The organism is Gemmiger gallinarum (assembly GCF_014982805.1).
GTDB lineage: Bacteria > Bacillota > Clostridia > Oscillospirales > Ruminococcaceae > Gemmiger > Gemmiger gallinarum.
The window spans coordinates 885,294-898,630 of sequence record NZ_JADCKC010000001.1; the positions used below are offsets into that span (position 1 = coordinate 885,294).

17 protein-coding genes and 1 tRNA gene are annotated in these 13,337 nt (G+C 59.5%); 3 read left to right on the forward strand and 15 right to left on the reverse strand.

What is annotated here, in order from left to right:
- Positions 1 to 113: 113 nt before the first annotated feature.
- Both INF35_RS04105 and INF35_RS04110 read right to left on the reverse strand, forming a co-directional pair.
- Positions 114 to 530 (reverse strand): hypothetical protein, encoded by a 417-nt coding sequence (locus tag INF35_RS04105; protein ID WP_193500242.1) that lies wholly within the window; start codon positions 528 to 530, stop codon positions 114 to 116.
- A complete protein-coding gene (locus INF35_RS04110) occupies positions 527 to 730 on the reverse strand; it encodes a helix-turn-helix transcriptional regulator (RefSeq protein ID WP_193500243.1) in 204 nt (67 codons plus the stop codon). Before INF35_RS04110 ends, INF35_RS04105 begins: the two co-directional genes overlap by 4 nt.
- 226 nt (positions 731 to 956) lie before the next feature.
- Here INF35_RS04110 and INF35_RS04115 point away from each other — a divergent pair, with 226 nt between their 5' ends.
- Together INF35_RS04115 and INF35_RS04120 are read left to right on the forward strand one after the other, a co-directional pair.
- Entirely contained in the window at positions 957 to 1,667 is a 711-nt protein-coding gene (locus INF35_RS04115) for a gamma-glutamyl-gamma-aminobutyrate hydrolase family protein (RefSeq protein WP_193500531.1), read from the forward strand.
- A 150-nt stretch (positions 1,668 to 1,817) separates the two neighbouring features.
- Positions 1,818 to 1,904, forward strand: a tRNA-Leu gene (locus INF35_RS04120).
- Positions 1,905 to 2,027: 123 nt separating this feature from the next.
- Here INF35_RS04120 and atpC read toward each other — a convergent pair.
- From atpC to INF35_RS04170, 10 genes are all read right to left on the reverse strand, one after another.
- Positions 2,028 to 2,429: an ATP synthase F1 subunit epsilon gene (gene atpC, locus INF35_RS04125; protein WP_193500244.1), complete on the reverse strand. Its 402-nt coding sequence runs from the start codon at positions 2,427 to 2,429 to the stop codon at positions 2,028 to 2,030.
- A 28-nt stretch (positions 2,430 to 2,457) separates the two neighbouring features.
- A complete protein-coding gene (gene atpD, locus INF35_RS04130) occupies positions 2,458 to 3,849 on the reverse strand; it encodes a F0F1 ATP synthase subunit beta (protein WP_193500245.1) in 1,392 nt (463 codons plus the stop codon).
- A 30-nt stretch (positions 3,850 to 3,879) separates the two neighbouring features.
- Entirely contained in the window at positions 3,880 to 4,731 is an 852-nt protein-coding gene (gene atpG / locus INF35_RS04135; protein ID WP_193500246.1) for an ATP synthase F1 subunit gamma, read from the reverse strand.
- A gap of 24 nt (positions 4,732 to 4,755) precedes the next feature.
- Positions 4,756 to 6,276 (reverse strand): F0F1 ATP synthase subunit alpha, encoded by a 1,521-nt coding sequence (gene atpA, locus INF35_RS04140; RefSeq protein ID WP_193500247.1) that lies wholly within the window; start codon positions 6,274 to 6,276, stop codon positions 4,756 to 4,758.
- Positions 6,277 to 6,334: 58 nt separating this feature from the next.
- Positions 6,335 to 6,874, reverse strand: coding sequence for an ATP synthase F1 subunit delta (gene atpH, locus INF35_RS04145; protein ID WP_193500248.1), 540 nt, complete (start codon positions 6,872 to 6,874; stop codon positions 6,335 to 6,337).
- Positions 6,871 to 7,377 carry a F0F1 ATP synthase subunit B gene (gene atpF / locus INF35_RS04150; RefSeq protein WP_193500249.1) on the reverse strand — a complete coding sequence of 169 codons (507 nt, stop codon included), beginning with the start codon at positions 7,375 to 7,377 and terminating at the stop codon, positions 6,871 to 6,873. The genes atpH and atpF overlap by 4 nt, the downstream gene beginning before the upstream one ends.
- A 42-nt stretch (positions 7,378 to 7,419) precedes the next feature.
- A complete protein-coding gene (atpE, locus tag INF35_RS04155) occupies positions 7,420 to 7,659 on the reverse strand; it encodes an ATP synthase F0 subunit C (protein WP_193500250.1) in 240 nt (79 codons plus the stop codon).
- 89 nt (positions 7,660 to 7,748) lie between these two features.
- The gene (locus INF35_RS04160; protein ID WP_193500251.1) at positions 7,749 to 8,618 is read right to left on the reverse strand and encodes a F0F1 ATP synthase subunit A; all 870 of its coding nucleotides are present in this window, start codon (positions 8,616 to 8,618) and stop codon (positions 7,749 to 7,751) included.
- On the reverse strand, positions 8,615 to 9,022 hold the full coding sequence (locus INF35_RS04165) for an ATP synthase subunit I (RefSeq protein WP_193500252.1): 408 nt from the start codon (positions 9,020 to 9,022) through the stop codon (positions 8,615 to 8,617). The genes INF35_RS04160 and INF35_RS04165 overlap by 4 nt, the downstream gene beginning before the upstream one ends.
- 30 nt (positions 9,023 to 9,052) lie before the next feature.
- Entirely contained in the window at positions 9,053 to 9,322 is a 270-nt protein-coding gene (locus INF35_RS04170; RefSeq protein WP_193500253.1) for an AtpZ/AtpI family protein, read from the reverse strand.
- Between the two features lie 533 nt (positions 9,323 to 9,855).
- On the opposite strand from INF35_RS04170, the gene INF35_RS04175 reads away from it, so the two are divergent.
- Entirely contained in the window at positions 9,856 to 10,626 is a 771-nt protein-coding gene (locus tag INF35_RS04175; protein ID WP_193500254.1) for a hypothetical protein, read from the forward strand.
- Positions 10,627 to 10,728: 102 nt separating this feature from the next.
- On the opposite strand, the gene INF35_RS04180 is transcribed toward INF35_RS04175, so the two are convergent.
- Genes INF35_RS04180 through INF35_RS04190 form a run of 3 tightly spaced genes read right to left on the reverse strand, consistent with a single transcriptional unit; the run spans position 10,729 to position 13,191 of the window.
- Positions 10,729 to 12,084: a citrate/2-methylcitrate synthase gene (locus INF35_RS04180; RefSeq protein WP_193500255.1), complete on the reverse strand. Its 1,356-nt coding sequence runs from the start codon at positions 12,082 to 12,084 to the stop codon at positions 10,729 to 10,731.
- 29 nt (positions 12,085 to 12,113) lie between these two features.
- A complete protein-coding gene (locus INF35_RS04185; protein WP_193500256.1) occupies positions 12,114 to 12,722 on the reverse strand; it encodes a cytidylate kinase-like family protein in 609 nt (202 codons plus the stop codon).
- Complete coding sequence (locus INF35_RS04190) at positions 12,703 to 13,191, reverse strand: MarR family winged helix-turn-helix transcriptional regulator (protein ID WP_193500257.1); 489 nt, start codon at positions 13,189 to 13,191, stop codon at positions 12,703 to 12,705. Before INF35_RS04190 ends, INF35_RS04185 begins: the two co-directional genes overlap by 20 nt.
- Between the last annotated feature and the right edge of the window lie 146 nt (positions 13,192 to 13,337).

Below are 13,337 nucleotides of genomic sequence, written 5' to 3' on the forward strand. Positions count from 1 at the left end.
ATAGTTTCGCGTGGGAGCGTCAAGAGCCGGAGCAATAACCTTTCCTTGCCGGCGGCGCACGCCTTGCGGGAGTTTTGCTGACCTGCGGCGGGATTTTTTTTCATTGCAAGGGGTTACATTTCCTTTTCGTAGCGCAGACGATAGTATACGCCGATGCCGCAGACTGCCAGGTATGCCGCCACCAGCAGCAGGATTGCCGCCAGGTCTACCCGCATCAGGGCAAAGACCAGCATCAGTGCGCTGAAGATGTAAACCATGGCGTCGTAGGCTTTTGCCTTGGCCCGGCAGCTCAGAGCCAAGTTGCGCTCATCGGTTGTCTCGATCTCGAGACGGCGGCGGGTCTCCGGGGCATTTTTCAGGGCTGTATACTGAAGGTACTGCCCCAGGCCCTGACCAAAAATGCCCGCGCCCACACCAATACAGAGGTAAGCCGCCACATTTTCCACGCCGAAGCGCAGCCAGATCACCCCCGCAATCAGCAAAACAGCGCCGGCAGCGGCAAGCAACAGATACAGAATCGACTTTTTCATCGTACTTCCTCCTCATAGATAAAGATGTCTTCGATGCTCATTTCAAAATAATGGGCCAGCTTGAAGGCCAGCAGAATGGACGGGTTGTAGCGGCCGTTTTCCAGCGAGCCGATGGTCTGTCGCGATACCCCCAGGGCATCGGCCAGTTCCTCCTGCCGGATGCCCCGCGCCCGGCGCAGTTCCTCCAGACGGTTCTTCATGTCTTTTTCACCTTTTCCGGTTTTTGAATTGGAAAGTTTACTTTCCATATTTGATACTATAATAGCTTGTTCATTCGAATATGTCAAGCTTGCTTTCTATTTTTTGTGGAATTGTTTCTTTTTTCACCGGTCGGTTTGTGCTATACTTTGAACCATAGCCGGAGCCTGCGCTCCGGCTTGGGAAAGGATGCAAAGGATCACAAACAAAAAGAGAGGTGTTTTGACTATGAGACCCGTCATCGGCATTGTTCCCCTGTACGATGAGGAAAAGCAAAGCTACTGGATGCTGCCCGGATACATGAAGGCGCTGGAAGCCTGTCTGTCCATTCCGGTCATGCTGCCGCTGACCCAGGACAAAACGGAACTGCTGTACTTTATCCGCCAGTGCGACGGCCTGCTGCTGCCCGGCGGCCAGGATGTGGAGCCCGCCCTGTACGGCGAGGCCCGCAGCGACCTGTGCGGCCCCACCTGCCCCGACCGCGACGCCATGGAAGGCCTTTTGCTGGATGCCGCCATCCAGCTGGACAAACCGGTGCTGGGCATCTGCCGGGGCCTGCAGTTCCTCAACACGCATACCGGCGGCACGCTGTACCAGGATCTGCCCAGCGAACACCCCGGACTCTCCCACAGAATGGCACCGCCCTATGACCGTGCGGTTCATCAGGTGACCATCGAACGGGAAAGCCCGCTGTTTGAGATCGTGGGTGACACCGGGTACGGCGTCAACAGCTGCCACCATCAGGCAATCCGGGACCTGTCCCCTATCCTGTCGGCGGCGGCTGTGTCGGAGGACGGCCTGATCGAGGCCGCCTGGATGCCCGGCAAGCACTTTATTCTGGGTGTTCAGTGGCATCCTGAGTTTTCTTACCAGTCCGATCCGGTGTCCATGCGGCTGTTTGAGGCCTTTGTAAAGGCTGCCAAATACCCCTGGCGATAATTTTTTGAAATTCTTTTTACGTTCTGCCGTCCGTTTTTCATCTTTTTTCATTTTTTTCGATTTTTTTGAAAAAAAGTGTTGACAAAAAAGGCCCCCTCGGCTATAATAATATTCGCGCCGAGGACATAAGGTCACGGCCAAACAAAATAAGCGGATGTGGCGGAACTGGCAGACGCGCTAGATTCAGGTTCTAGTTCCCTTAAAAGAGTGTGGGTTCAAATCCCTTCATCCGCACCAAATCCCGAACACGAAAGTGTTCGGGATTTTTCTTTTGCCTGTGCCTGTCATTTTCCCTCTGACAGACAGAAACGGCCCCCGGCCAGGAAGGTATGCTTCCCGGCCGGGGACCGTTTTTCCTTTTTATTTTGCCACGGACGTGCGCACCAGTGCACGGCGCAGCCGGGCCTTGGCCAGTTCCAGTTCCCGGGCGTCCAGATCCTTGCGGGCAAGCTGTTCCTCCGCCCGGGCACGGGATGCCTCCGCGCGGGGAACGTCAATCTCGTCCGCCCATTCCCAGGTGGTGGCCACCAGGCGGGTCTGGCCTTTCAGCACACTGAGCAGTCCGCCCATACAGGCAGCGCGCCGGGTGGTACCGTCCTCCAGGACGATATGCGCCTCTCCCATACCCAGGGCTGTGCAGTAATCGCAGTGACCGGGCAGAATGGCAATGTCCCCGGTGATAGTCCGGCAGACCAGGCGTACCGCCTGCCCCTCAAACGCGCAGCCGTCCGGCGTCACGACTTTCAGGGAATATGTTCCCATATGCTACCTCCCCTAAAGCAAGCGCGGATTATTTCTTTGCCTTGGCGTAGACATCGTCGATGGTGCCGGCAAACAGGAAGCTGCTCTCCGGCAGGTCGTCGCAGTCGCCGCCCAGGATAGCCTCAAAGCCCCGCAGCGTCTCCTTGAGGGGAACGTACTGGCCGGGCATGCCGGTGAACTGCTCCGCCACGTGGAAGCTCTGGGACAGGAAACGCTGCACCTTGCGGGCGCGGGCGACGGTGAGCTTGTCCTCCTCGCCCAGTTCGTCCATGCCCATGATGGCGATGATGTCCTGCAGTTCCTTGTAGCGCTGCAACACCTTCTGGACGGCACGGGCCACGTCGTAGTGGCGGCGGCCCAGCACCTCGGGGCTGAGGATACGGCTGGTGGATTCCAGCGGGTCAACGGCCGGGTAAATGCCCTGGGCAGAGATCTCACGGCTCAGAACGGTGGTGGCATCCAGATGGGTGAAGGTGGTGGCGGGGGCCGGGTCGGTCAGGTCGTCCGCAGGGACATAGACTGCCTGCACCGAGGTGATGGAACCCTTGCGGGTGGAGGTGATGCGCTCCTGCAAAGCGCCCATCTCGGTGGCCAGGGTGGGCTGATAGCCGACGGCAGAGGGCATGCGGCCCAGCAGTGCGCTGACCTCGGAGCCCGCCTGGGTGAAGCGGAAGATATTGTCAATGAAGAGCAGCACGTCCTGGTTCTTGACATCGCGGAAATACTCCGCCATGGTCAGACCGGACAGAGCCACACGCATACGGGCTCCCGGAGGCTCGTTCATCTGGCCGTAGACCAGGGCAGTCTTGCTGAGAACGCCGCTCTCGCTCATCTCGCCGTAAAGGTCGTTGCCCTCACGGGTGCGCTCGCCCACGCCCGTAAAGACCGAGTAGCCGTTGTGCGCTGTGGCAATGTTGTAGATCAGCTCCTGGATCAGCACCGTCTTGCCGACGCCGGCACCGCCGAACAGGCCGATCTTGCCGCCCTTGGCGTAGGGGCAGATCAGGTCCACGACCTTGATGCCGGTCTCCAGAATTTCGGTGGCACCCTCCTGCTCGTCAAAGCCGGGGGCCGGGCGATGGATGGGCCAGCGCTCCAGACCCTCGGGGGCGGGCTTCTCGTCGATGGGCTCCCCCAGCAGGTTGAACACACGGCCCAGGCAGCCCTCGCCGACGGGCACCGTGATGGGTCCGCCGGTGTCCACCGCCTTGTCGCCGCGCACCATACCGTCGGTGCTGCTCATGGCGATGCAGCGCACCACGTTATCGCCGATCTGCTGGGCCACCTCGGCCACCAGACGGGTGCCGTGGTTGTCCAGCTCGATGGCGTTGAGCAGTGCGGGCAGGCTGCCTTCCGGGAACCGGATGTCCAGGACCGGGCCGGTGACCTGTACCACACTGCCGATATTTTTCTCCGACATGGGCTTACAACTCCTTGTCAAATGGTTAGTTTAGTCCGCACCGGCACCCGCCACGATCTCGGTGATCTCCTGGGTGATGGCAGCCTGACGGGCGCGGTTGTAATGCAGGTTGAGACGATCGATCATGTCCGCTGCATTCTTGCTGGCCGAGTCCATGGCCGTGCGCCGGGCGCCCAGCTCACTGGAAACGCTCTCGCACAATGCGCCGTAGACGACGCCTGCCAGATACTCGGGAATGATGGCGTCGAACACTTTTTCGCTGTTGGGCTCGTAGAGGATCATCTCCCGCCCGGCAGTCCCCTTCCCCGTGCGGGGCACGTCAAAGGGCAGCACCGGCAGCACCATGGCGGTCTGGGTCAGCATGGACACAAACTGGGTAAACACAATACGGATCTCCCGGATCTCTCCCGCCAGATACAGCTTGCACAGCATGCGGGATACCTCGTAGCAGTCGCTGACCGACAGGTCCCCCGCCATCTCAAAGGCCTTGCTCACAATGGGAATGCCCCGGCGCTCGTAATGCTCCACGGCACGGCGGCCGATGGGCAGCACACAGATGTCCCTGCCCTCGGCGTCGGCAGCGGCGCAGCGCAGCACATTGGCGTTGTAGCCGCCCGCCAGACCCCGGTCGCCCGCAATGACAACATAACAGGTGTTGCCGGTCTCCCGGCGAAGCAGATACGGGCTCTGGAACTCGGTGTTCGCCGCGGCAATGTCATACAGCGTATGATACAGCGTCTCAAAATAGGGGCGGCTGTGCTCCACCCGCTCCTTGGCACGACGCAGCTTGGAGGACGCCACCAGCTCCATCGCCTTGGTGATCTGCATGGTACCCTGCACGCTCTTGATGCGCAGTTTGATGTCCTTCATGGAACCTGCCATGCAAACCGCCTCCTTTCCGCTGTATTATCGTGCCTTGACAAAGGCATCGGTGTATTCCGTCAGCACCGCAGCCAGCGCCTTGTCCGCGTCCTCGGACAGTGCGCCGGTGTCACGGATTTCCTGCATGACGCCGCAGGCCTGGGAGTTGGAATCTAAAAATTCATACAGGCCGCGCTCGTACTCCTTGACATCGGTCACTGCCACCTTGTCCAGATAGCCGCGCACCGTGGCGTACAGAATGGCCACCTGCTTTTCCACCGGCACCGGGGAGCTGCGGTCCTGCTTGAGGACCTCCACAATACGCTCGCCCTGGGCCAGACGGGCCTTGGTGTCGGCATCCAGATCAGAGCCGAACTGGGCAAAGCCCTGCAGCTCGCGGTACTGGGAATAGATCAGTTTCAGGGTGCCGGCCACCTTCTTCATGGCCTTGATCTGGGCGTTGCCGCCCACACGGGAGACCGAGATGCCCGGGTTGACTGCCGGCATGACGCCGGAGTGGAAGAGCTCGGTCTCCAGGAAGATCTGCCCGTCGGTGATGGAGATGACGTTGGTGGGGATATAGGCCGACACGTCGCCTGCCTGGGTCTCGATGATGGGCAGGGCTGTCAGCGAGCCGCCGCCCTTGGCGTCGGACAGCTTGGCCGCCCGTTCCAACAAACGGGAATGGAGATAGAACACGTCGCCGGGGTAAGCCTCCCGTCCCGGAGGACGGCGGATCAGCAGCGACAGGGCGCGATAGGCCACCGCATGCTTGGACAGGTCGTCATAGATAATGAGGACATGGCGGCCCTTGTGCATGAAGTACTCGCCCATGGCGCAGCCCGCGTACGGCGCGATATACTGCAGCGGGGAGAGCTCCGATGCGGTGGCCGACACCACGATGGTGTAGTCCATGGCGCCGGCGGCAGTCAGCTCCTCCACCAGGGTCGCCACGGTGGAGCGCTTCTGGCCGATGGCCACATAGATACAGATCACGTCCCCGCCCTTCTGGTTGAGGATGGTGTCTGTGGCAATGGTGGTCTTGCCGGTCTGGCGGTCGCCGATGATGAGCTCACGCTGGCCGCGGCCGATGGGGATCATGGAGTCAATGGCCTTGATGCCGGTCTGCAGAGGCTGCTTGACCGGCTGGCGGTCCAGAATGCCGGGGGCGGGCGCCTCAATGGGGCGGTATTCCTCCGACGCAATGGGGCCCTTGCCGTCGATGGGCTGGCCCAGAGCGTTGACCACACGGCCGATCATGGCATCGCCCACCGGCACCGACACGACGCGGCCCGTCCGCTTGACGACGCCGCCCTCGCTGATGCCCTCGTCGCTGCCCAGCAGAACGATGGACACCGAGTTTTCCTCCAGGTTCTGGGCCATGCCGTACTCGCCGTTGGCGAACTGCACCAGCTCGCCGGCCATGCATTTGTCCAGGCCGCTGGCGCGGGCGATGCCGTCGCCCACCATGGTGACGACGCCGGTCTCGCTCTGCTCAATGGCATTGGCGTAGTGCTTGATCTGTGCCCGGATGATCCGGGAGATCTGTTCAGGTTTCATCTGCACGTCTACGATTCACCACTCAATCTTTTCTGTTGCAAAGTATACGGGTCCGGGCAGGGCCTTACAGCGTCAGGCTGTCCAGTCCGGCGCGGATGCCGTCCAGGCGTGCGCGGACCGTGCCGTCCAGACGCATGCCGTCCATATCCAGGCGAATACCGCCCAAAAGCGCGGGTTCCACCGTCACCGTCAGCTCGATCTGTTTGCCGGTGACCTGTTCCAGCTTTTGGGTCAGGCGGGTGCGGGTGGCCTCATCCAGCGGGATGGCCGACGCCGCCTTCACCTGCACGATGCCGTGGGCCTGGTTGTAGCATTCCCGATAGGCCTGTGCACAGCCGGGCAGCTCACAGAGCAGCCCTTCGTCACACAGCAGTTTCAGAAAGTTCACCACATAGGGGTGCACCTGCCCGCCGAACGCTTCGTCCAGCAGGTCCCGCCGGGTGGCATGGGACAGGCTGGGCAGAGCCAGCAGGCGGAAGTATTGCTCGTTGTCCGCAAAACAGGACACCGCGCCGTCCAGTTCCCCTAAGATGCGGTCATCCAGGTGTTCCTCGGCGGCCAGCTCAAAAAGGCTGCCGCCATAGCGTTTTGCCTGCTCTGTCACGATGCGTCACCCACATTCCGGATAAACTCGTCGATCAGCTCGCGGTGATCCTTCTCGCTGATCTCGCGCTCCACCACACGGGATGCAATGTCCATGGCAATGCCGCCGATCTCATCCTTGAGCTCGTTGACCGCCTTCTTCTTTTCCTGTTCAATGTCGGCCTCGGCCGCATCGCGCATGGCGCGGGCCGATGCCCGGGCTGCATCCACGATCTCCTGCTCCCGTTTCTGGGCGCGGGCGGTGGCGTCACGCAGCATGGCGTCGCTTTCCTGCCGGACCTCACTCAGGCGGGCCTGGTACTGCTGTTCCAGGGCAAGGGCCTGCTGTTTCGCGGCATCGGCGTCGGCGTACATGGTGTCGATCTCCTTCTGGCGGTCGTCGATCATCTTTTTCACCGGGCCGAACAGAAAATGTTTGAGCACCAGAAAGGTGATCATCATGTTGCAGAAGGTGAAAAGCGCCGTCCACGGGTTTACGCCGACAAAGCTCTCAAAATCCGACAAGTCCTGACACTCCTCTCTTTCCCGAGTTCCAAGTGCGGCTCATCAAAAGACGAAGAGCAGCAGCAGGGCGATGACCAGAGAGTAAATACCGGTGGACTCGGTGATCGCACAGCCCAGGATCATGTTGGTACGCAGCATGCCCATGGTCTCGGGTTGGCGGGACATGCCCTCCAGTGCCTTACCGACGGCGTTGCCTTCGCCGATGGCGGGGCCGATAGCGCCAAGACCCATGCACAGACCGGCGCCCAGCGCGCAGGCCGCTCTTACGATTGCTTCTTCCATAATTTGTTGCCTCCATATTGGTATCGTTTTGGGGGATGCTTGTTATTTTCAATCGTTGGTACGATTTGAATTCTTTGATCGGGGATGATTTACTGCCCGGCCGGTTCCGGGGGCAGGCAGGCGTTGCCGATATACACCATGGTCAGCAGGCTGAACACCAGCGCCTGTACGCCGCCCGAAAAGACATCAAAATACAGGCTGAGGATACCGGGAATGCCCACTTCCAGATACGGCACGCCGGAAAGCCCCGCCAGTGCCAGCAGGCCGGTCACGGCGAAAACCACGCCAAAGATCTTGCGCATCAGCTTGCGGGCCTTGAAGCCCCAGGCAAACAGCGCAATCCCAATTACCAGGACGATAACTGCCGCCACAACGCTCTGGGCTACCAGCCCCAGCACCGCCGCCGACAGGGTGGCCAGAGCGGTATAAAGCAGGCTGGTGAGAACGCCGCCGCCCGCAATGTTGCCGAAGTGACGGAACGCCATGGAGATGGGCTGGGCGATCTCGGAAACGATGTTCATGGGCAGCATGACGGCAATGGGTTCCGAGAAGCCTTTCAACCAGCCGAAAAAGCCGTTGGCACGGATGCCGCAGGCCCAGCACAGCACACTGGTCATGAGGGCCCAGGTCAGCGTGGTGGAAAGATCCGCCGTGGCCGAGCGCAGGATGCCGGTCATACCGATGAGGGTGCCGAACAGCGACGACAGGAACAGCGCGCCGACGTAGGGCGTCCAGTACAGGTTATGGGGGCCCATGGTGTCGGCCACCATGTCATACAGCACGGTGACGCCCTTTTCCACCAGGACCTGCCGGCGGCCGGGGCGCTTTTGCAGGTTGCGTCCCAGGCAGATGCCCGCAATGCAGAGCAGCACCATCACCACAAAGGACGACACCGTCGTCTGGGTAATGGGAATGCCGCCGAACAGCGGGATTGTAAAATAAATTTTCGGTCCTGTCACCGGGGTTCCTCCTTTCCGCCCTGGAAAAATCCGATGAATTTGAGGGCAAGCTGTGCGCACAGCAGCGGCACCAGCGCCGCCACGGGATCACAGATGCCCGCCTTGAACAGTACGATGAGTATGACCGCCATCACCAGCAGGCGCATACTGGCCGAAGCCAGGATGGACACCCGGACATGGGCGGCTTCCTCTTCATCCTTGGCTCGGTCGAGGGCATTGGACACGGTGATGGACAATACCAGAAAATGGCCCACCGACATGGCCCCACCGATAAGGGCGCCCAGCAGGACCTTGGCGTCCAGCCCGCCCAGGAAGAAATACACTGCCAGGATCACCGCAACGCAGACCGCCTCCACGGCGGCCAGCCTGCCTACCTGGCTGAGTACATCACGATATTTGTGCATAGAGTTCCTCCCCACGGGCAGTATGCCCCATTAATGCTGATTGAAATAGACCGGCGGCTTTTTGTGCCTGTCCTCTTTTTCCCCGGCCTGGCGGTCCATGGCCCGCAGCGAGGTGACCAGTCCGCTCACCGCGCCGAACAGCCCGACGAAAACGCCCGCGACAACCACCCAGCCTCCCAGGCTGAAGTGCTGCCGCAGCCACACGGCCAGCAAAATACTGACCACCAGCGGCACCACAATGGACAGCCCGAACTGTGTCAGCCAGACCAGGTGCCGGGCTGCCTGATACAGATCTTTCATAGGATGGTTTCCTCCTGCCGACAAAGGCCGTTCCCGGGCAATTCATCATACGAACTCAGTATATCGTGTTCAAAGAAATATTTCAATGTATTTTATCCACCTTTCCGTTAAAAAACATTGTGCATTTTGTTGGAATTGTTGGATTCCTTGCAGAACCCACGGCCTGCCACTTCGTTGGCTTTTTACCAAAGCCCCAACTTGCCTCAGCGGCCGTCGGGGTTCTTTCGGTCGGGATACATATTCGCAGGCAATCTTTGCCGCCCCACTGCCTTCCCTTGCTGTTTCCCGGCTCTGCGTTTTCCGGCAGCTTTCCGGTAAGGGGTCACGGCAGATATTTGGGGCACGTGGGCACATATTGGGCTCCATCAAATAAAAAGAACTCTTCCCGATATTTTTCGTAAACAGGCTTGTTTTCCAGAAAGGGACGATGGTATAATGATTTCATCCCGAACCGCCGAACTGTCTGTTTCCGGGTTCACTTGCAGCCAACCCTCATGGTCCGATACGGATATCAGGAAAGGAGCGTAAAAATCATGCGACGTGCCACTTGGAAAGAAAGATTTCTGGCTGTACTTCTGGCGGCAGCCCTTGGGGTAACGCTGGCAGGGTGCGGCCACTCTGCCGAGGAGCGGCCGGACGACCGTTCCGACACCACCGATTTTTCCGTTGAGGATTCGGACGACGACCGCTGGGACGAAGCAGATATGGAGGACGAGGATACAGAATTTTCCATTCAGGAATTTGACGACGATAACGACGATGATTATGAGGACCGGGAGGACAGAGATTTGCCCTCTGCGGATTTTTCCGAGGAGGATGAGCCTCAATACATTACCTGCAGCGACTGTGACGGCACCGGAGAGTTTCTGTGCCCCTTGTGCGAAGGAGTAGGCTGGCAGATCTGGTTTGAAGGCGGTCCCAAAACCACCTGTTCCCTGTGCGATGGTTCCGGGTATGCCAAGTGCGTGTCCTGCGGCGGCAAAGGGCAGGTGGAAAACCCGGATTATGCTGGAAATTCCGGAGATTCCGGCAGTTCCGGCGGCAGTGAAGGTCTGTACATTCCTCCGGTCACCCTCGACCCCGGACTGGGTGATGTATCCGTGCTGTGCCCGGTGTGCAGCGGTACCGGAGAGAAGCTGTGCACCGGCTGCGGCGGCACCGGAAATGTATCTTCGGTAGAGTATATCCCGGACTACGGTTTCGGCGGAGGCGGAGGCACCTACTATGGAGAAAAAATGTGCCGCCAGTGCAACGGCAGCGGTCGGGTTCCCTGTACTGCCTGCGGCGGCACGGGATACCAATAAATCTCAGGGTTCGGCCTGAAAGAGAAAGCCCCGGCGGAGCAATGCTCCGCCGGGGCTTTCTCATATTGATAAGGGCTATTGCGCGCCCCTGAAGAGACGTACTCAGCGCTCCTCCAGCGGGATGTAAGCGCGGGGTTCCATGATGCTCTCGTAGGCGGGACGGATGATCTTGTCCACGTTGACCAGCTCCTCGATACGGTGAGCACTCCAGCCCACGATACGGGCAATGGCAAAGATGGGGGTGTACAGCTCCAGAGGAATGTCCAGCATGTTGTAGACAAATCCGCTGTAGAAGTCCACGTTGGTGCTGACACCCTTGTAGATGTGGCGCTTGTCCGCAATGACCTGAGGCGCCAGGCGCTCGATCATGTTGTAGAAGTCAAAGTCCTTCTTGCGGCCCTTGGCCTCGGCCAGCTGCTGGACAAAGCTCTTGAACACCACGGCACGGGGGTCGGACAGAGAGTAGACCGCATGGCCCATGCCGTAGATCAGGCCCTTATGATCGAAGGCCTGCTTGTCCAGAATCCGGCAGAGGTAATCCCGGACTTCCTCCTCGTCGGTCTCGTCGTGAACGGTCTCGCGGATATGGTTGACCATCTCCACGACCTTGATGTTGGCGCCGCCGTGTTTGGGTCCCTTGAGGGAGCACAGGGCCGCCGCCATGACCGAGTAGGTGTCCGAACCGGAGGAGGTGACCACGCGGGTGGTGAAGGTGGAGTTGTTGCCGCCGCCGTGCTCCATGTGCAGCAGCAGGGCGATGTCCAGAACATGGGCCTCCAGATCGGTATAGCTGCGGTCGGGACGGAGCATCTGCAGAATGTTCTCCGCCGTGGACAGCTCGGGCTGAGGCCGATGGATATACATGCTCTCGCCGTTGAGATAATAGTTGTAGGCATGATAGCCGTACACCGCCAGCATGGGGAAGACGCTGATGAGCTTGATGCACTGCTCCAGCTGAGTCTGCAGGCTGTTGTCCCCGATGGTGTCGTCATAGGAGGCCAGGGTCAGCACACTGCGGGTCAGGGTGTTCATCAAGTCCTTGCTGGGGGCCTTCATGATAACGTCGCGGGTAAAGTTGGTGGGCAGGTCCCGGCATTTGGTCAGCACATTGCTGAACTCCTCCAGCTGTTTGGCATTGGGCAGATCGCCGATGAGAAGCAGATAGGCAGCCTCCTCAAAAGCAAAGCGCTTGCCGTGCAGGCCTCGGATCAGGTCATAGACGTTGTAGCCGCGGTACCACAGCTTGCCCTCGCAGGGGGTCTTTTTGCCATCCACCATCTTGAAGGCATCAATGCGGGAAATGTTGGTGATGCCGGTCAGGACGCCCTTGCCGTCCTTGTCACGGAGGCCGCGTTTGACACCAAATTTATCGAACAGCGCCGGATCGATCTTGTCGTTCTGGACGCATTCGTCGAGGTAGATTTTTGCTTCGCGTTCGATTTCTGCATAGTTTGCCATAGCGGCCTCCCTTTCCTGTTCGTGTGTGTTTACGGCATATCGCGGACGATGCCCGCCAGAATGTCGGCGCACTGCTGCACCGGCAATACGGAAGTGTTCAGCTGAATGTCGTAGTTCGCCTTGTCCCCCCAGCTCTTGCGTGTAAAATAGCGGAAATACTGTTCCCGTTCCTTGTCCCGGTGACGCATGAGGGACCGGGCATCCTGCTCATCCACATGCTCGGTATTCATAATGCGGCGGCAGCGTTCCACCTGGTCGGAGGCATAGATGAATACCCGCAATGCACGGGGCGCGCCATCCTTGCCCGAAAGTGTCTCGGTGGAACAGCGTCCGATGAAAACCGAGGGTTCCTTCTGCGCCAGCTGGCGAACGGTACCCTGCATCGCCTCAAACATTTCATACAGGCGGGTGCGCATGCTGTAGGCGTTGGGGTTTCCCGCCAGCGCAAGGTCGAACAGCAGGCTGCCTGCCTGGCGCTCATCAAAATTGCGCAGCTGACCCAGGTCCATGCCGGAACGCTCCGCCGTGTTGAACAGGATCTCCCCATCGTAGAAGGGCATGCCCAGCTGTTCTGCAACCAGACGGCCGACCTCCCGCCCGCCGCTGCCGAATTCTCTTTCAATCGCGATCGATCTCATGGTTTTCCTCCGTTTGCGGGGCCTGGTCCTCATGGCAGGCCGTCGCCTCATCGAGGTTATGCCGGATCTTGGCCAGCACACTCTGCATGCCGGCCCGTTCTTCCAGCGTAACGCCGGACATCATCCGGTCAACCGTGCCGCTCATCACCCGCTCGTAGTCTGCCGCCAGAAGCCTGCCTTTTGCGGTCAGGCCCAGATGCAGACAGCGGCGGTCGAAGGCATCCTCCTTCATGGTGATGCAGCCGGTTCGACGCAGGTTGTCCACCGACTTCGAGATGTGCGCCTTGGACAAATGCTTCGCCTCACTGATGTCACGGGCCGTGTTGCTTGTCCCGCTGTACGACAGATAGAACAAAATCTCCAGTTCCACATGCCGCAGGCCGCTGGACTGCATCAATTCCTGACTGGCATGTTCCAGCATCCGGCGCATTTTGTGCCCCATATACAGCAGATCGTATTCCCGGTTCATCGGCGTCCTCCGCGCAAAACAGTTCATTAGCGAACTTTCTTCTATCATACATGATTTTTTCCATCGCGTCAAACCGATAAAGCGTAAACAATATGTAAACTTTTTGAATCGATTCTCATTTTTCCCATATTCCCCATTATATCGTT

Coding starts and splice junctions, on each gene's coding strand:
- INF35_RS04105 (WP_193500242.1), bottom strand. CDS start 530: ATGAAAAAGTCGATTCTGTATCTGTTGCTTGCCGCTGCCGGCGCTGTT.
- INF35_RS04110 (WP_193500243.1), bottom strand. CDS start 730: ATGAAGAACCGTCTGGAGGAACTGCGCCGGGCGCGGGGCATCCGGCAG.
- INF35_RS04115 (WP_193500531.1), top strand. CDS start 957: ATGAGACCCGTCATCGGCATTGTTCCCCTGTACGATGAGGAAAAGCAA.
- atpC (WP_193500244.1), bottom strand. CDS start 2,429: ATGGGAACATATTCCCTGAAAGTCGTGACGCCGGACGGCTGCGCGTTT.
- atpD (WP_193500245.1), bottom strand. CDS start 3,849: ATGTCGGAGAAAAATATCGGCAGTGTGGTACAGGTCACCGGCCCGGTC.
- atpG (WP_193500246.1), bottom strand. CDS start 4,731: ATGGCAGGTTCCATGAAGGACATCAAACTGCGCATCAAGAGCGTGCAG.
- atpE (WP_193500250.1), bottom strand. CDS start 7,659: ATGGAAGAAGCAATCGTAAGAGCGGCCTGCGCGCTGGGCGCCGGTCTG.
- INF35_RS04165 (WP_193500252.1), bottom strand. CDS start 9,022: ATGCACAAATATCGTGATGTACTCAGCCAGGTAGGCAGGCTGGCCGCC.
- INF35_RS04170 (WP_193500253.1), bottom strand. CDS start 9,322: ATGAAAGATCTGTATCAGGCAGCCCGGCACCTGGTCTGGCTGACACAG.
- INF35_RS04175 (WP_193500254.1), top strand. CDS start 9,856: ATGCGACGTGCCACTTGGAAAGAAAGATTTCTGGCTGTACTTCTGGCG.
- INF35_RS04180 (WP_193500255.1), bottom strand. CDS start 12,084: ATGGCAAACTATGCAGAAATCGAACGCGAAGCAAAAATCTACCTCGAC.
- INF35_RS04185 (WP_193500256.1), bottom strand. CDS start 12,722: ATGAGATCGATCGCGATTGAAAGAGAATTCGGCAGCGGCGGGCGGGAG.
- INF35_RS04190 (WP_193500257.1), bottom strand. CDS start 13,191: ATGAACCGGGAATACGATCTGCTGTATATGGGGCACAAAATGCGCCGG.